Source organism: Musicola paradisiaca NCPPB 2511, assembly GCF_000400505.1.
Taxonomy (GTDB): domain Bacteria; phylum Pseudomonadota; class Gammaproteobacteria; order Enterobacterales; family Enterobacteriaceae; genus Musicola; species Musicola paradisiaca.
In genome coordinates, this window is record NZ_CM001857.1 from 330,657 (window position 1) to 347,389 (window position 16,733).

A 16,733-nucleotide genomic window follows, 5' to 3' on the forward strand; every position below is an offset into this window, starting at 1 on the left:
TCATATACCGTCTGTCAGTATGCTTATGGTTATTTTATGGTTCAGGGTAATATAATTAATAACCGTGTTAATAGTAGTGTCTGAAAATTACTCAATCTGTGATTCAGATCTTATTAGCTTGTCTTTTATTTAATTTTATAGCGAACTGATTTTTATTCTTATCTGGAAGATAAAATATTAAAAATAAAATATGATCTTGTCGCCAGATCAATTTATGGAAATATTCATGGAGTGCAGTCCTGATAATAAATCATTCGAACATAATGCTGTTGCAGGGCTGATGAGGGGGATGTTTGATCCAGAGGATATTCGACAATATTGCCGGTTCGACACGGGAAAAATGCAGGGTGCCCGGTGCCGGGCGCCCTGTAACCGCGAGGCGCGGCGTTAGCTTGCTTGCGCCAGTTGGCTGCGGTAGCGATCCAGCCATTCGGAAACCCGCTGTTGCTGCGTTTCGTCCAGCCACATGCCCAGCTTGGTGCGGCGCCAGATGGCATCTTCCAGCGTCACGACCCATTCGTGTTCCACCAGATAGCGCAGCTCGGCTTCATACAGGTTATGGCCGAAATGCTCGCCCAGTTCAGCCACGCCGTTCGCCTGCGCAAGGATTTTTTCGCTGTGGCTGCCGTAAGTGCGGCTGTAGCGACGCGCCAGCGCTTCCGGCAGATTGTGGCGGCGACGCAGCGCGGCGGCGTAATCATCGCGGGAGCCCTTGATATCGCCGCCCGGCAGGACGGTTTGACGGGTCCAGGCTTTGCCGGCGTGCGGGAAGTATTGCCCCAGTTTTTCCAGCGCGTGTTCCGCCAGTTTGCGGTAGGTGGTCAGCTTGCCGCCGAAGACCGACAGCAACGGCGCGCGGCCGTTATCATCGGCGACGGACAGCGTGTAATCGCGGGTAATGGCCTGCGGCGAGTCTGATTCGTCGTCGCACAGCGGGCGAACGCCGGAATAGCTCCACACGATGTCTTCCCGCGTGAGCGGTTTGCGGAAGTGATCATTGTAGACGTCCAGCAGATAACCGATCTCTTGGTCATTAATCGCCACGTCGCGCGGATCACCGTGGTATTCCACATCCGTCGTGCCGATGATCGAAAATTCATCCTGCCAGGGAATGACGAACACGATGCGGTTATCTTTATTCTGCAGGATATACGCCTGCTCTTCATGATGAACGCGCGGCACCACGATATGGCTGCCTTTGATCAGTCGAATGCCATACGGCGAGGGCAGTGCCAGCCCGTCGTCGAAAAATTCTCTCACCCACGGGCCGGTAGCGTTGACCAACCCTTTCGCCTGCCAGCGCAGCGTGTCGCCGCTCAACATATCCTGCGCTTCAACGTGCCAGAGCCCGTTTTCGCGCCAGGCGCGGGTAACTTTGGTGCGGGTTTTTACCTCGCCGCCGTGACGTACCACTTCCTGAGCGTTCAGCACCACCAGGCGGGCATCATCCACCCAGCAGTCTGAATATTCGAAACCGCGCGTCAATTCGGGTTTCAATACCGACTCGCGGCCAAATTTCAGACCGTGGCTGGATGGCAGGCTGACACGTTTGCCCAGATGGTCGTAAAGAAACAGACCGGCGCGGATCATCCAGGCCGGGCGCAGATGGGGTTGATGAGGGAGGCGAAAGCGCATCGGGAAGATGATGTGCGGCGCCATCTTTAGCAGAACCTCTCGTTCCGACAGGGCTTCCCCCACCAGACGGAACTCATAGTGCTCCAGATAGCGCAGGCCGCCGTGAATCAGCTTGGAACTGGCGGAGGAGGTTGCGCTGGCCAGATCCTGCGCTTCCAACAGCAGAACCGACAAGCCGCGTCCAGCCGCGTCCGCAGCGATGCCCGCACCGTTAATTCCCCCGCCGATCACGATCAGATCTTTGCTTTCCACGTCTCTACCTCCGCCACATGCTATTATTAAATGTTCGTTTTCGCTCATTATGATATCGAAAACAAACATTGCAGCCAAGCATTAACCAAATAAAAACATTCATGCGTGATGGACGTAACACTTTGTTCATGGCGATGCGGGATGATGACGCTCTGACACTCATCCGACGGCCGTCTTTCCCTCTCTATTGATGGTGGCGGCTGATGGTGGCTGCGGTATGGCATACGGCAAGAATTGGACATCTCCCCGCAGTTTTTCAGGCCAGTGCCGGCGAAGAGTGGGGTACAATGACCACAATTTGATAACAAACGTCATGTAATCAGCGAGGTCATGCATGGAACAGTTTGAGGCGATCGATATCGAGCAGGCGTATCAACGCTGGCAGCGGGGCAACGTACTGGTGGATATTCGCGATCTCCAAAGTTTTGGCGCGGCGCATGTACCCGGCGCGACCCATTTGACCAACGAAACGCTGTCGGATTTTGTTCGCGGCGCCGATCTTGAACAGCCGGTGCTGGTGATGTGCTATCACGGCATCAGCAGCCGCAATGCGGCGCAGTATCTGATAAGCCTGGGATTTGATGCCGTTTACAGCGTGGACGGCGGTTTTGAGGCCTGGCGGCAACGCTTCCCGCAGGAGGTTGCCGCCGGATAATCGGGCAGTACGTGAGGATTTCGGGCACCGCCCTGTTTCAATATGGCCCGCCACAAAGCCTGGCGAAACAGGCACTAAGTAGGTTAGTCAGCGAGGAGGCACCGGCATGAGCACACCCCGATTGATGTCGTGTACGTGGCTATTGGCGTTATTGCCGCTGACCGCCGGCGCTGCGCCGCCTTCGGTACAGGCGGGTTTTTCTCCAGAAGGGAGTGCCCAAACACTGGTGCTGGAGACGATTCGGAACGCAAAACTCTCCATCCGGATGATGGCGTACAATTTTTCGGCGCCTGATGTCATCAAGGCGCTGGCAGATGCGCAAAAACGCGGTGTGGATGTGCGTATCGTCATTGACGAGCAGGCGAATCTTAGCGGCGCCAGCCTGGCTGCCAAAAACCTGCTGGTCAATGCGGGGGTTAAATTGAGAACCAACAACCATTACAAAATTCAGCATGACAAAGTCATGGTGGTGGATCGCCGCATCGTACAGACTGGCTCGTTCAATTACACGGCGTCGGCGGAAAAGCATAATTCCGAGAACGTGCTGGTGATCCGTAGTCCGGCGCTGGCTAAAACGTATCTGGTTCACTGGCAGTCGCGCTGGGCGCAGGGGAGCGATTGGCATTCCACGTATTAAGCGATGTCCCGAACGACGGCTGAGTCCTCCAGCCATCGGGACATCAACGCTATGCTTGTCTGACCATAGAGACGGCGGCGCGTTGGGTGTGGGTCGTGGGGTGCGGGGCTTTTCTGCTTTCGATGAAGGCCATAATTTCCAGACATGCAGCGACAATATTATCTTTCTCGGTTTGGGTGATGTGGGCGACCTGGTCGACGCCGATTTTTATTTTCCGCAGTCGATCTTTCAGAAATTCAAACTCATTTGTCGTCAGCGTGCCGATGCGTTGCCGATGGATGTAGTCATTCATATAGGCGACGAGCGAGAGGGAATTCATAACATTAATATCATCAAGCAGCTTTCTGACTGGAGCGAGATGTTTTTCATATGCGGCAGTATTCATGTCGTCCTCGGTGTGTTTAAAATAAAAAATAATCGACCATGCTTACGGATATATCAGCATGATGTGGGTGTTGAAATATGTTGGTTCTGATGCCGGTTTCGTTATGGCTATGCTATTGGCGGAGCGTATGTTTATATCCGCCGTGTGCGCACCGGCTGTTTTCTGGCAAATATTCTGCCGGTAATTTTTATTTTACTGTTCAATATACGCAGCATTGTTCTGTATGCCATGCTGGCCCAGCATCGAGTGATAATAGTGCCTGTGGTATAGGCGCTTAAATAAAACAACCGTCATGATGATGACGGTACAGTTCGATGATTTTCCGGTCTGTCGGCTGAGATAATAAAATGTGTTGTCGATAACCGTGATAAGCCAATGTCGACAAATAAATATACCTGTCATACGTCACGTTGCAGGTGTGTTGGCTGCGTGACTCGGCTCATCAATGGGCCTCGCCCTTCGGGCCAATGCGTGGCGTTGTTCAACACGCCAGCCGGTTGTCCTGCAACTCGAATGATTTGGGTATCGCGGGTTTTTCAGCATGCGCCGGCGTTCGTCGGTAAGGGCAAACCGTTAACCGGAAATAAACCTATCCAACTGGTCGACCGTTAGCGGCCGGGAAACAAAAAACCCCTGAATAGAATCGCATTCCAGTTCGCCCAAGATGTGCATCTGGGCTGCGGTTTCCACGCCTTCAGCAGTCACTTTTATGCCCATTTTATGCAGTGTATCAATCAGATAGCCGACAACGATTCGGTTCTTCCGGTTCTCGCCAAGATGCATGATCAGGCTCTTGTCGATTTTCACCTTGTCGAATTCATATTGATACAGATAGTGCACGCTGGTGTAACCGGCACCGAAATCGTCCAGAACGACAGCAATGCCTGCTGATCTCAGCGTTTTGATTTTATTTCGGATATTTTCAATGTCGCTGAGTAGAACGCTTTCCGTGATTTCCACTTCAATATTACGTGTGTCACATTGGTGTCGATGTAGATACTCCAGCAGCGTATCGACAAAATTCGTATCGGAAAATTGCACCGGTGATACGTTAGTCGCGATGGCATATCCTGGCTGTCGTAATAATTGCCGGCAGACCTCTTGAATAATCCATTCGCCCAGTGGGCGAATCAGTCCGGACTGCTCGGCCATGGGAATAAAACGATCCGGCGGAATCAACCCGAATTGCGGGTGATGCCATCGAATCAATGCCTCGAATCCGCTGACTTCCCTGCTATTCAGGTTGATGATCGGCTGGTAATGAAGACAAAAACCGCTTCTCTGATGGACAGCAGCCGCAAGGTCATTGTCGGTAAATATCATTGGCTACTGTTATCCCTTCGGTGATGAATGGCGCTGGCTGAGCGATGTCCGCTGTCGCCATAGAGCCAACAGCGTCATAATCAGCCATCAACGTGGTGGTTTGCCATAATGCGCCCTGCATGCCATAAATATCCCTAGCATTAAACTGCCGGTACATCTCATCATTATCGATACCCGTGAGAATTGCGCCCTGACTCCAGCCATTAATATCAGCCAATATTTTTCTGAAAAAAGTCAGCTCTCCGTATTTTAACAGAAAGGACTTCTCTATTTTTATATACTCGAATGTCACTCTATTGAGTAATGAAATATTGGTTCTTCCTGCGCCAAAATTGTTAAGCCATATTTTTGTCATTGATGTCAGAAGTTGCAATGCTCGGTGGCTTTGTTCATCACCGATAATATCAATATGCTCACTCACCAGGAACCGAATATCTTTTGTTTGCCCGACGATATCGAGTAATGCTTTATTGCCGACAAGAAACATCAACAGTTCCCGATCGAGTTCAATCGATAAGACAGGTACTGGAAGCGTCGATGATAACCATGCCGTCCTTATATATTGTAACTTGATCGCCAGTAACTGAAATTTATTCATGGTCGGGAAGGGCATATATTTATCACCTCCCTTTTTTGTATCGAAAAATCCTCGTTTCTGATTGAGCCTCAGGTCAAATGCAAAAATATTTTTTTCCCTGGCAATAAGAGGGGAAAGATGTATCGAGAATAAGTTTTTCATTGCATGAAAAATCTCTTTTTTCGATTTATTTGTTGTTTAAACGTTAATCTACCCCTGCTGGAGGGAATATGAAAATCGTTTAAAACGATCGGTCTACATCGAACAATCTTTAAAATCTATCATAAATTGATTATTGATCGTTTTAATTTATTTACTGATGTGATTTTCAACCATGGAAACCTTACGTTATACCCTGTCGTCAGTCGACGGCTCGGCGCCGCACCGTATTGCGCCAGACCAGAGGCGCCTTAAACAGACGGGTTGCCGGTTGTCTGGCGGCGGGCGGCGAGGATAACAGCGAGACGATGGCGTCCGCCATGGTGGTCAACGGCTGGGAGAATGTCGTCAATTGATAGCCGACCCAGCCCGCCTGTTCGATGTCGTCGAAACCGACGAGACACAGATCCTGCGGGATGCGCAGGCCGAACTCGTAGCGCGCCACGTCAAGAAAGCCGCAGGCGATCAGATCCGTGGCGCAAAAAACACCGTCGGGACGCTGAGCGCCGGCCAGCAATTCCCGTGCAGCCTGCGCGCCGGTTTCATAACCGGTCGGCCCTGCGCGCACCAGCAGGCAGGGTTCGGCGGCATGACGGGCGGCGGCCAGAAACTGGGTTTCGCGCATCACCATGCTGGGGGAGCGGGCGGTCGATGAAATCATCGCAAGGCGTCGGCAACCGGCATCGGCCAGCATCTGGTATGTCTCATGCAGCGTGGAGGTATAGTCGATGGCAATGTGGTCTGCGCCGTCAAACTCCCCCAACCGATTGATCAGAATGACCTGCTGCCCGCTGTGCAGGCAGGTTTCCACCAGCGACGCCTGCGGCAAGCCTGACAACACGATAGTGGCGGCGGCGCGGTAATTTAGCGTCTGGCGCAAGGCGGCATCCGCACTGGTTTCCCCGCCGTCGGTATTGATGACCATTACCGCGCGCCCGGCCTGTTGCAGGCGTCGGGTGAGCTGGTCGAGTAAATGCGCCTGATAAGGGGCGCGCAGATGGCCCCCGAGGATGCACACTGGCCGGCACTCTTCTTTGGAAAGACCGCGAGCCAGATGATTAACGTGGTAGTTAAGCGCGTCGGCGGCGGCCAGCACTTTGCGGCGCGTGGCGGGCGATACGCTGCCGCCGGGGGTAAAGGTGCGCGATACCGCCGACCGCGACACACCGGCCAGACGCGCCACTTCCGCCGCGCTGGCCATATTTTTTTCCGACGCCGATGCCATATCGTTTAGCTCCGTGGCTCATCCATGACCGGGGTGGGGGTGCCCAGCCCGGCGGCGCGCAGCGCCTGTTCCATCTCGATGGCTCGTTGCGCCAGCGTGATCAGTGCCGGTTTCGGCGCGTCGAACCATTCGTCCGGGTGAAGCTGGCGTTTGTCCTGTACGTGGGCGATGGCATCGGCCAGTGTCGGATAGCGCGCCGGGCACTCCAGATGTAAAAACAGCGCCACCAACGTGACCGAGCGGCTGCGGCCGCCACGGCAATTGACCAACAGGTTGCCCCGTTCGCGGTTGCGGTAAGAGGGTTTGTCGGGAATACGTTGCAGTAATGCAGAACGCATCAGGTGGTAGCCGGCATGCAGCATGGTCGCGGGGTTGCCGTCGCCGTCGATCAGGCCGAGCTTGTAGTAACGAACGGGGCCGGCGCCGTGCCTGAGCAAATGCGCGGGGGATTCAGGTTCCGGCGCGTGCACCCAATCGATATCCAGATTAACCGCGCAGTTGATGACGGTACCGATACCGTATTGATCCAGCAGCGCCAGATCCGTGGTTCCAGCGGCGCCGCCGATATAAATATCCATTCCCCAACCGGGAACATCGGCTTCGATCAGGCTGATGGCGGGACGCGGGTAATGCGGCGTTGCCGATTGAGCGTCGATCGGGCAGGTATCCGCGCTATCGAGCGGAATACCGCTGGCGCGCGCCAGCGCATCGGCCACGCCGGTCGCGGCCGCCAGCACCGGCTGGCCGTTGAAAATCGCGGCGCAAGGATCGTTGATTTGGCCAACGCGCCCGCCCGCTTCGCTGACCAGCAGCAGCCCTGCCAGACAATCCCAGGCATTCATGTGCAGTTCGATATAGCCGTCGGTGCGTCCTTCCGCCACCCAGGCCAGCGCCAGCGCGCCGGATGCGCCGCGCCGCACATTGGCGCCGGTACTCAACAGCGCCGCCATGACATCGAGGTAGCGCCGCTGCGCGGTGCGTGTAGACCAGCCGAGTTCAAAGGTAGCGTTACGCGCATCGCTCGTGCGGGCGGTGTGTAGCGGTTGGCCGTTTTTCTGTGCGTAATGGCTGCGGCGCGCCAGATACAGCTCCTGCGTTGCCGGGTTGTAGATGCCCCCCAGTTCGGTTATTCCCTGGCTGACAAAGGCGATGGCGATGCAGAAATGTTCGATCCCACGGGCGAAATTGGCGGTGCCGTCGATAGGGTCGACCACCCACAGGCGGGCGGCATCGGTGGTGGCGCCGCCGGTTTCTTCACCCAGCAGCGCATCGTCGGGAAAAGCCGCGCTGATGGCCTGGCGGATTTGTTTCTCCACCAGTGCGTCGGCTTCGGTTAAAAAATCCTGATGGCCTTTGAGGGTGAACGCGCCCGGCTGACGGGTACGAAAATGCCGCAGCGCAGTATCGCCGGCGTCGAGAATGATCTGTTTCAGAGCGGCTTCACGCCGCTCCAGGTTGGTCTGGGTCAAGGTGTGCTCCGGGATAAAACGGCAAGGCGCGCCTTGCCGACAGGATTATTTACGGTAGTTCAGGTTCCACAGGTCTTGCCAGTCCTGGCGGGTTTGCCAGTCGGTTTTGGCGCTGGACGTTTGATACGCCATCAGTTCATCACGGTATTTTTCAATACCGGAGGGTTCGTTCGCCGGCAGCGCTACCGTCTGATTGGTGGACATCTTGCCGTCCACGCCCTGCGGCGCGATGCCTTCGGCGGTCATCAGATAACGAATGAACAACTTCGCGGCGTTCGGGCTGCGGCTACCGGCGGCAATGACGCCCAGGCTCGGGTAGTTCCAGCCAATCACCGGTTTCATGCCGTGACACAATCCCAGCTTCATGCCCTGCTGGTTGTCGCGGAATTTCGCGGTGGAGACCAAACCGACGAAATCGCCTTTGCCGTCCGGCGCGCCGACCGCTTCGGCGGCATCGTTGTCGGAGTGCGTCAGCAGCGGGCTGTTGGCCGCCAGCGCTTTCACGAAAGCCTCTGTCGCCGAATGTTCGCTGGCGGGTAATGGTTTGCCGTATTGCTGCTGGTATGCCTCGCGCATCGGCTGGTCGTAGTGGGTGGCCAACTGGCTGAACCAGTCGGTGTAAGCCGGTTTGCCGGTCGGGTCTTGCAGCGCCACTTTGCCGCGCCACTGCGGTTCGGTCAGTTGCCAGATATTGGTAATGGGGCAGGCGTCGTGGTGCGTGGTGTTATAGGCGAACACGTTCGGCGCCAGCACCACGGTGAGCGGATCCTGATAGTTGGCCGGAATGGTGGTTTTCAGGTCAGTGGGCACCCAGCTTTGAACATAGCCTTTGCTCAGTAGCTGTTCGATGCCGGCCGGCGCGTCTTCGACGATGGCGACGTCCGCTTTGACGTTATGCGCCAGCGCTTCACGGCTTAGGATCTCGATAATCTGCGGTGCGTCGGCTTTAATACCGACCGCGTTGACGCCATACCGTTCGCTGAACGCCTTGGCCTGCTGGACGATTTTGCCGGTGGAGGCGTAGACGGTGATCGGCGCTTCCTGGCGTGCGGCGGCGACCAGCGATGAGACGTCAAACGGTTCGGCGGCCGAAGCGCCGACAGTGCCGGCGGCGAGCAGCGCCAGACTGGCGATGGTAGTGCGGTTCATGACATGTCCTTGGGTTATGGGATGAATGCAGTGGCTCTCAATGCGCTACGGGTTCCTGGCGTAGCCCCTGTTGGTTGAAGAAATGCAGCGAACCGGCGGGCAATTGACAGTGCACCTGCTGCTTCGCGTGCCAACACGGGCGTAACTGGGTGGAGTGAAACAGGCGATCGTCGTTGCTGACCAGCTCGATCACCCAGCTGCCGCCGGTGGGCATGATGTTGTCGATGGTCATCGGTACGCTGTCGGCCAGCGGCTGCTCGAACAGTTGCAGCTCCTCCGGGCGAATGCCACACAGTTGCAGGTCGTCCTGTGGGGCGAAGCGCGTGTGGATATGCGCCGCCAGCGAGCTGGCGGGCTGATTAAGCGGGATCATGTTCAGCTTCGGCGTGCCGATGAATTCGGCGACAAAGCGGTTGGCCGGCCGGGCGTAGATTTCATCCGGCGTGCCGACCTGTTGCAGGTGTCCGGCGCTCATCACTGCAATCGTGGTGGCCAGTGTCATCGCTTCCCACTGGTCGTGGCTGACGAAAACAATGGTGGTGCCGAAGGTTTCATGCAGTCGGCGTAATTCGGCGCGCATTTCCAGGCGCAGCGTGGCGTCGAGGTTGGATAACGGTTCATCAAGCAGCAGCACGCCAGGGTTGACGGCCAGCATGCGGGCCAGCGCTACCCGTTGCTGCTGGCCGCCCGAGAGTTGTGCCGGATAGCGGTCGGCGTAGTCGGCGATGCGCAGCTTTTCCATCACATCCTGGCGGCGGGCGGTACGCTCCGCCTCCGGGACTTTTTGCAGCCGTAGCCCGAAATCAACGTTTTGCGCGACGGTCATGTGCGGCCACAGGGCGTAGCTTTGGAACACCAGCCCCACGCGGCGCCGCTCCGGCGGTATGAACGTGGCGCGGGCGACGGAGTCCATGATCTGCCCGCCAATGGCGATCTCGCCGCCGCTGGCGTGTTCGATGCCGGCGATCATGCGCAGGATGGTGGTTTTGCCGCAGCCGGACGGCCCCAGCAGACACATAAACTCACCGTCCCTGACGGTCAGATTGATGGCGTCTACGGCGGGTTGCCGGGCGCCGGGATAGGTTTTGGTCAGGTTGGTCAGGGTGATGGCAGGCATATCAGTTCTCCAATCCTTCAGCCAGACCGGTACCGGAAATCCGTTGGATCAATACCGTACCGGCCCATGAAATCAGCGCGATCATCAACACTACGGCGTTGGCCGCCTGTTCGTAGTTGTAATCAATCAGGCGCAGGGAATAGGTGGTCAACACATCCGTGGCGGGGATCGCCAGAATGACGAACAGGCTGACGCCTTTGATGCCGGAAATGAACGGCAGCAGGATGCCGGTCGCCAGCGGCGCGGCCTGAATAGGGATCACTATTCGTCTGAGCCGGGTTAGCCAGCCGGCGCCGGCGACGCGGGCCGCTTCTTCCGGTTCCCGGCCCAGTTGCGTCATCGCGGCGATGCCCGAACGGCTGGCGTAGGGCATTTTTTCCGCGATCAGCGCAATCACCAGCAGCAGCGGCGTGCCGTACAGCGCCGGCAGCGGGCCGTGCGCCACCGCGAACAACGAGAGCATGGCGGCGGCGAAGGCGATGCCGGGCACCAGATAAGGCAGGAAGGTTATCTGGCGCAGGAAACCGTTGAGCCCGCTCACCGAGCCGCGTGTCGCCGCGTAGCCGACCAGCAGCCCCAGCACGCCGGCCACCAGGGCGGCGGAGCCGACGATAACGAGGGTGTTGCCGACCGCCAGCCAAAACGCCGGCGTAATCAGGATGCCGGTGTGCAGCGCGACGGTATCCAGGTTGTGGCCGATCCAGAAATCAGCGGTGAAGTTATCGGCGCTAAAACGCCCCGGTAGTTTCATTACCGTGGACAGGAACAGCGCCAGCAACGGGATCGCCACCCCGGTCAGCAGGTACGCCAATGCTACGCCGGACGCCGCGAAGCGCCAGCGGCCAAGCCGACGACGGCGATCCATGCCGCCGCCTTTGCCGCCGACGGTGACGAAACGTCGGGCTTCGCGCAGCATCCGCATGTCCAGCAGGAGCGTCAGTGTGCCCATCAGCATAATCACGGTGGCGATCACCGCGGCGACGCCGGTCTGCCGGGAGCTCAGCGCCCGGTACAAGCCGGTAGACAGCGTATCGAAATGCACCGGCAGGCCGAGGATGTAGGGGATGGCGAACTCGCCGATGCCGTCGGCGAAAATCAGCAGCGCCGCCGACAGCAGGGCGGGCCGCACCAGCGGGACGACAATCCGCCAGGCGATGGTCTGGCGCGATGCGCCGAGTACCCGGGCGCAGTCTTCCAGTTGAATATCGATACGGTTCAGCGCGTTGCCGACAATCAGGATCACCAACGGGGTGTAGTGGATGATGAGGATCACGACGATCGGAAAATAGCCGTAGGCCAGCCAGTCCGGCGTTTGGATGCCGAGCGTTTCCAGCCAGCCCGGTTGACCGCCGACCGCACGGTTTTTGAATAGGGTTTTCCAAGCCAGCGCAAACGTCCATGACGGCAGCATAAACGGCACGATGAGGGCGGTGGCGAACCCTTTCCGCCCGGCCATATCGGTACGGTTGACCAGCCAGGCCAGCGCGACGCCGATAACCAGCGAACCTGCCACCACGTTTAGCGCCACCAGCAGGGTGTTGATCAACGGTGTCCAGAGTAATAGCGCCGACATGCGTGAGGACAGGGTGCGCAGCAGGTAATAGGGGGTGAGGTTCCCTTCCATCGCCTGGGCGCGGACGCTGTCGCCGCTTTGAACTACCACGGCGTCGAGCAGCACCGAGATCACCGGCGCCAGTATCAGCCAGACAAACAGCAGCGCCAGCGCCAGGCCCAGCAGGTTGGCCGGCTCGTGGCGGGCGACCGCCAGCAGACGACGTAACCGGGCTCCCCGGACAGGCGTTTCGCGGTTGACGAGTTCGGGTATCACCAGACGCATCCTCTTTTCCGATAGCAGACAGCGGAGGACTATAGGGAGGCTTTGTGACAGTCAGGTGATCGTTTTGCACCTATGTGCAATTTTTTTTGCCGCGCTGGGCGAGGGCGGTTTTCCCGGCGTTCAGCCGGGAAAAGGGGCGTGCGGTGTGTTTTGCTGGCGACGCAGGTTGCGTTGACGCGCCGTATGGCGACGGGACGCCGGCCGGCGTCCCACGGGCTTAATTTTCGACGATCGGTTTCTTGACGAACAGGCCGTAGCTCAGCGCGCCCAGCATCAGCAACCCTGCGCCCAGGAAGAACACGTTGGTGAAGACGCCGGTGGCATCCAGGATGACGCCGGTGATGATCGGCGCACTGGCTGCTCCCAGGAATCCGCCGAAGTTCTGGATCGCCCCCAACGACGCCACCTGATTTTTCGGCGCGATGTCGGTGGCCAGCGTCCAGATAACGCCGGAGGGCAGCTGGGAGCAGAAATACCCCAGCGACAGCAGCAAAATAGACAGCGCGGTATCGTGGACGAACGGGATCGGCGCCACGAAGCATGCCGCCATCGCCGCACCCAGTACGATGGGGATCTTGCGCGCCGTGATGGTGCTCATGCCGCGACGGATGAAGCGATCCGAAAGCGCACCGCCGCACAGCACGCCGAGGATCCCGGCAAAAAACGGGATGGAGGCGAGCCAGCCGGTTTGTTTCAGGCTGAATCCGAGTGATTTTTCCAGATAGCTGGGCAGCCAGGTCAAATAAACCCAGATGGTGAACATGATGGAGAAGTTGCCCAGGATCATGAACCAGGTGGTCTTGTGGCGGAATAGCGATCCCCAACCGGCTTGCTGGTGAGTGTTGTCGGCGGCCGGAGAAGAAACAGGCGCTTCGCGATGGATTTCACGCTCTTCCGCCGGCGTCGGTTCGCGGTAGAACTTCAGCCAGGCCAGCAGCAGCGGCAGGCCGAGCAGGCCGATGGCGATGAACATACCGCGCCAGCCGAGGGTCAGCAGCAGTACCGTTAAAATCGGCGGTGCGACGGCGTTAGCGATTTGCGAGCCGGTATTGATGATGGCGGTCGGCAGGCCGCGTTCGCGGGAGGAGAACCAGCGATGGGTGATCTTGATGCCGGAGGTGAAGAACGGCGATTCGGAAACCCCAAGCAGCATGCGCAGCCCGTAAAACATGGCGTAGCCGTTGACGAAGCCGGCCAGCACCGTGAAGGTGGACCACAGACCGACCGCCCAGGAGAACATCCGTTTGGGGCCCAGTTTATCGACCAGCCAGCCGGCCGGCAGGTTGGCGATGGCGTAAGGCCATAGGAATGCCGACAGCAGCATGCCCATTTGGGTGGCGCTAAACCCGAATTCTTTAGCGATGGTGGTATTGGCGATACTCAGATTGGCGCGGTCAAGATAATTGATGACGGCAGCCATTAACAAAATAAAGATGATCCCCCAGCGCAGGCGGGTCATCGGCGAGGTTTTTACAACCGTATTGTCTTGTAAGGTCGAGGTGGCGTTTTTCATAATAATCAGCAATCCGTAAATAAACTGATGTGGATTTTAATAACCGCTTTGCGAATAAAAGAAGGCTCCCGGCGTTGGCAGCATGGCCGGTGCAGATCTTCCGGAAAGAAAACGGCGAACATGCCGGGTATTAATGTAATAAGACTTTCATTGTGAATATCACGATAAAAGACAATATCGTTGGTTGCTTTTTTATCGTCGATAATGGTGTTATTCCGGCTTCCCCGGGCGACACCGATGGTTTCCTCCCCCTGTAATAAATATTGAATATCAACAAACTAGAAGTGCGATTCCGCCAGCCTGTTCTCTACCGGCTCGGTGGTGAATTCCTGTAATAAACAGAACATCTTTCCGGGAATAATGTCATATTTCCCGGTTTCCATCGTGGCGAAATCCGTGGTGGAAATATAATGGATGGCCTGGTGAATAATCGGATGCAGCGCATATTTTTCCCGGCTCCAATCCTGTTGATCGCAAATAATCATGGTAGGTTTTCCTGGTATGCCAATAACCGGCGGATGAAGACCTGGTGGTTATTTCATCCGTCGGCCGATATGCCTGTTATGGTGTTAGCGTTGCTGTCACCCGGCCTGATAATGCGCCGGAGTGCGTGCGGCCGCGCCGAATTTAGCTACCTGCTGACTTCAACCTTCGGGGGCGGCTTTTATTTAACCCGATGGCGGGCTGATACCGCGCACTGGGAATGCCGCCTTTGCGCAATCCGAATTTATCGCGGCTGAATCTTGTTCTGGTAGTGCTCGGTTCCCTGACGGATCTGGTCGAGAATGACCGTCAGCGCCCAGAATTTCTCCAGCACATCGTCTTTAGTGACGCGGCAGTCGCTGTGTTCAAACGTGCCGAGACGTTGGTGATAGATCTTGGCGTTTTTGGGATAGCCCAATGTTTCGGTCACTGCCGTCAGCGACAGGAACGTCGCCAGTTCCTGCGCCAGTTCCGGGTGGTGCTGGCTTTGTGAATACAGCCACTGGTACAACTCCGGATGGAAATTGGTGAACACGCCGCTGAACCCTTTGGAACCCGCCCGCATGGCCGGGAAAGCGATGGCCGCGTTGGCGTTGATGATATTCAACGACGTTCCGGCGGTGAGCTTGACCCGGCGCTCGACGGTCGGCAGATCGCAGCTTACGTCTTTCAGCACCACAAAACGGCCGGTGTTGGCGCAGTGGGTCAGCTCCTCGTCCGTCAGCAGGCGGCGGTACGGCGCCGGGCACTCGTACAGGCCGAGCGGCAGGCTTGCCGGCAGCGCCGCCAGCAGTGTATCCAGCGTCCGGAAGAAGGTTTCCGTGCCCTGGTTTTTCGGATCAAGGTGGTTAGTGACCAGTACCAGCGCGTCGATGCCGGTTTCCGCCATCGCCTGTAGTTCGGCAACTTGTTCGTTGATGCCGTCGCTGATGTGGCCGGAAGCGATGACCGGTATGCGGCCTGCGACGTGCGCCACCACGAAGCGGGCCAGTTCCACCCGCTCTTCCAGACTGAGGAACAGCATCTCGCTGGACTGGCATACGGCGAACAGAGCGTCCACGCCTTTTTCCAGATACCAGTCGATCAGCCTTGCCAATCCGGGGTAATCGATCTCGTTGTTGGGGGTGAACGGGGTCAGCATTACGGGAACGATACCTTCGATGCTCTTCATGTTATCTCCTTGCCGGGTAACGAATGCAGTGTTGTTAAATGGGGGGGTTAGCGCTGGGCCAGCCGTGTCATGACCTGGGAATGGGTGGGCATGTTGGACGCGCCCTCCCGTTCCACCGCCAGCGAGGCGAAAGCGTTGGCGTAAGCGGCGGCCTGCGCCACGCTCTGGCCGTCGGCGAAGGCCGCGGCAAAGGCGCCGTTAAACGCATCGCCTGCGCCGGTGGTGTCCACGCTGACGGCGGGGAACGCCGGAATATGTTGGTATTGCTGGCCGTCGAACAGCAACGCGCCGCGAGAGCCCATGGTGATGATGACGCGGGCCGCGCCCAGCGCGTGAATCTTGCTCGCCGCCGCTTTGGCGCTGTCGAGGTCGCTGACTTCGATGCCGGAAAGCAACGACGCTTCGGTTTCGTTGGGCGTAATGATGTCTACATAATTCAGGCAGGACAGCACGTCGTCGGAGTAGGGCGCCGGGTTCAGAATAATTTGCGTTTCCAGCGCCCTGGCCAGCCGCATGGCGCTGAGGGTGGCCGGAAAGTTGTTTTCCATCAACAACGTCATCCGTTGCGAAGTCAGCCGCCGAACACCACTTTTCCCTGTGCCGTCAGCCGGTTACAGCCGGTTTTTCCTGATGCATTTCGATACCCGGACACCCAAGCCCCGATACGCGGTTTTGGCCCCCGACACGCTACCGCCCTGCCGTGGCTCTCGCCTGCAACCCCCGCATCATAGCAGCGGCGGCAGCCGCTGCCATCCGCTGTTGGGGGTTCGGTTTGGGGGTTCATCGCAACCCGTGACGGGGCCACAGCTTGCCTGTGGCTCCGGCGCGGGGTCTGCCGGTACGGACGGCACAGAGTCCGCAAGCGACGCCCTGCGGCGCTCTGTGGCTCCGACGGTTAAGGAGACGGCGCACCTGCATGACCACGCCGGACAGCAACCAGCCAGGCGACCACCGGGGAGGCCCCCGGCGGGGGCCGCACGGGGCGGAGATGGCGAGCACGGGAACGAGCAAGGAGCCTGCGACTGCGAGCCGGGCGCAGCCAGTGAAGCGGGGTTGGGCGGGGGCGAGGTAATGCCCCTTTCAGCGGAGGCCCGACGGGCCGACTTCTTCCTGGGGGTTGGGTTTGGGGGTTGGACCTGAGAGCCG

At 57.8% G+C, this 16,733-nt stretch carries 13 protein-coding genes and 2 pseudogenes; 2 read left to right on the forward strand and 13 right to left on the reverse strand.

From position 1 onward, the window contains the following. Nucleotides 1–387: 387 nt before the first annotated feature. A complete protein-coding gene (glpD, locus tag DPA2511_RS01500; protein ID WP_012763928.1) occupies nt 388–1,887 on the reverse strand; it encodes a glycerol-3-phosphate dehydrogenase in 1,500 nt (499 codons plus the stop codon). Nucleotides 1,888–2,221: 334 nt separating this feature from the next. On the opposite strand from glpD, the gene glpE reads away from it, so the two are divergent. Continuing rightward, the gene (glpE, locus tag DPA2511_RS01505) at nt 2,222–2,542 is read left to right on the forward strand and encodes a thiosulfate sulfurtransferase GlpE (RefSeq protein ID WP_012763929.1); all 321 of its coding nucleotides are present in this window, start codon (nt 2,222–2,224) and stop codon (nt 2,540–2,542) included. 106 nt (nt 2,543–2,648) lie between these two features. Then, entirely contained in the window at nt 2,649–3,179 is a 531-nt protein-coding gene (locus DPA2511_RS01510; protein WP_012763930.1) for a phospholipase D family nuclease, read from the forward strand. A 49-nt stretch (nt 3,180–3,228) separates the two neighbouring features. On the opposite strand, the gene DPA2511_RS01515 is transcribed toward DPA2511_RS01510, so the two are convergent. From DPA2511_RS01515 to DPA2511_RS20865, 12 genes and pseudogenes are all read right to left on the reverse strand, one after another. After that, nucleotides 3,229–3,564 carry a hypothetical protein gene (locus tag DPA2511_RS01515; protein WP_012763931.1) on the reverse strand — a complete coding sequence of 112 codons (336 nt, stop codon included), beginning with the start codon at nt 3,562–3,564 and terminating at the stop codon, nt 3,229–3,231. Between the two features lie 573 nt (nt 3,565–4,137). Further along, nucleotides 4,138–4,887, reverse strand: coding sequence for a putative bifunctional diguanylate cyclase/phosphodiesterase (locus tag DPA2511_RS01525; RefSeq protein WP_012763932.1), 750 nt, complete (start codon nt 4,885–4,887; stop codon nt 4,138–4,140). After that, a complete protein-coding gene (locus DPA2511_RS20845; RefSeq protein ID WP_023638100.1) occupies nt 4,868–5,626 on the reverse strand; it encodes an EAL domain-containing protein in 759 nt (252 codons plus the stop codon). The genes DPA2511_RS01525 and DPA2511_RS20845 overlap by 20 nt, the downstream gene beginning before the upstream one ends. Nucleotides 5,627–5,825: 199 nt before the next feature. Then, a complete protein-coding gene (locus DPA2511_RS01535; protein ID WP_012763934.1) occupies nt 5,826–6,848 on the reverse strand; it encodes a LacI family DNA-binding transcriptional regulator in 1,023 nt (340 codons plus the stop codon). Nucleotides 6,849–6,853: 5 nt separating this feature from the next. Next, nucleotides 6,854–8,317 (reverse strand): inositol monophosphatase family protein, encoded by a 1,464-nt coding sequence (locus tag DPA2511_RS22305; RefSeq protein ID WP_012763935.1) that lies wholly within the window; start codon nt 8,315–8,317, stop codon nt 6,854–6,856. A gap of 45 nt (nt 8,318–8,362) precedes the next feature. Beyond that, the gene (locus DPA2511_RS01545; protein ID WP_012763936.1) at nt 8,363–9,466 is read right to left on the reverse strand and encodes an ABC transporter substrate-binding protein; all 1,104 of its coding nucleotides are present in this window, start codon (nt 9,464–9,466) and stop codon (nt 8,363–8,365) included. Nucleotides 9,467–9,503: 37 nt separating this feature from the next. Further along, nucleotides 9,504–10,583 carry an ABC transporter ATP-binding protein gene (locus tag DPA2511_RS01550; protein ID WP_012763937.1) on the reverse strand — a complete coding sequence of 360 codons (1,080 nt, stop codon included), beginning with the start codon at nt 10,581–10,583 and terminating at the stop codon, nt 9,504–9,506. A gap of 1 nt (nt 10,584) precedes the next feature. Further along, entirely contained in the window at nt 10,585–12,420 is a 1,836-nt protein-coding gene (locus DPA2511_RS01555; RefSeq protein ID WP_012763938.1) for an ABC transporter permease, read from the reverse strand. Between the two features lie 217 nt (nt 12,421–12,637). Next, nucleotides 12,638–13,933 (reverse strand): MFS transporter, encoded by a 1,296-nt coding sequence (locus DPA2511_RS01560; protein WP_012763939.1) that lies wholly within the window; start codon nt 13,931–13,933, stop codon nt 12,638–12,640. Between the two features lie 5 nt (nt 13,934–13,938). Next, nucleotides 13,939–14,418 (reverse strand): annotated as a pseudogene (locus DPA2511_RS20860) (YhcH/YjgK/YiaL family protein). Between the two features lie 242 nt (nt 14,419–14,660). After that, the gene (locus DPA2511_RS01570) at nt 14,661–15,587 is read right to left on the reverse strand and encodes a dihydrodipicolinate synthase family protein (RefSeq protein ID WP_012763941.1); all 927 of its coding nucleotides are present in this window, start codon (nt 15,585–15,587) and stop codon (nt 14,661–14,663) included. A gap of 47 nt (nt 15,588–15,634) precedes the next feature. Next, nucleotides 15,635–16,135: pseudogene (locus tag DPA2511_RS20865) on the reverse strand (PfkB family carbohydrate kinase); the annotation flags it as partial. Nucleotides 16,136–16,733 lie beyond the last annotated feature (598 nt).

Excerpts from the sequence above, each read along its gene's own strand:
- glpE (WP_012763929.1), top strand. The coding sequence starts at position 2,222 with ATGGAACAGTTTGAGGCGATCGATATCGAGCAGGCGTATCAACGCTGG.
- DPA2511_RS01525 (WP_012763932.1), bottom strand. The coding sequence starts at position 4,887 with ATGATATTTACCGACAATGACCTTGCGGCTGCTGTCCATCAGAGAAGC.
- DPA2511_RS20845 (WP_023638100.1), bottom strand. The coding sequence starts at position 5,626 with ATGAAAAACTTATTCTCGATACATCTTTCCCCTCTTATTGCCAGGGAA.
- DPA2511_RS01550 (WP_012763937.1), bottom strand. The coding sequence starts at position 10,583 with ATGCCTGCCATCACCCTGACCAACCTGACCAAAACCTATCCCGGCGCC.
- DPA2511_RS01535 (WP_012763934.1), bottom strand. The coding sequence starts at position 6,848 with ATGGCATCGGCGTCGGAAAAAAATATGGCCAGCGCGGCGGAAGTGGCG.
- DPA2511_RS01570 (WP_012763941.1), bottom strand. The coding sequence starts at position 15,587 with ATGAAGAGCATCGAAGGTATCGTTCCCGTAATGCTGACCCCGTTCACC.
- DPA2511_RS01545 (WP_012763936.1), bottom strand. The coding sequence starts at position 9,466 with ATGAACCGCACTACCATCGCCAGTCTGGCGCTGCTCGCCGCCGGCACT.
- DPA2511_RS01510 (WP_012763930.1), top strand. The coding sequence starts at position 2,649 with ATGAGCACACCCCGATTGATGTCGTGTACGTGGCTATTGGCGTTATTG.
- DPA2511_RS01515 (WP_012763931.1), bottom strand. The coding sequence starts at position 3,564 with ATGAATACTGCCGCATATGAAAAACATCTCGCTCCAGTCAGAAAGCTG.
- DPA2511_RS01560 (WP_012763939.1), bottom strand. The coding sequence starts at position 13,933 with ATGAAAAACGCCACCTCGACCTTACAAGACAATACGGTTGTAAAAACC.
- DPA2511_RS01555 (WP_012763938.1), bottom strand. The coding sequence starts at position 12,420 with ATGCGTCTGGTGATACCCGAACTCGTCAACCGCGAAACGCCTGTCCGG.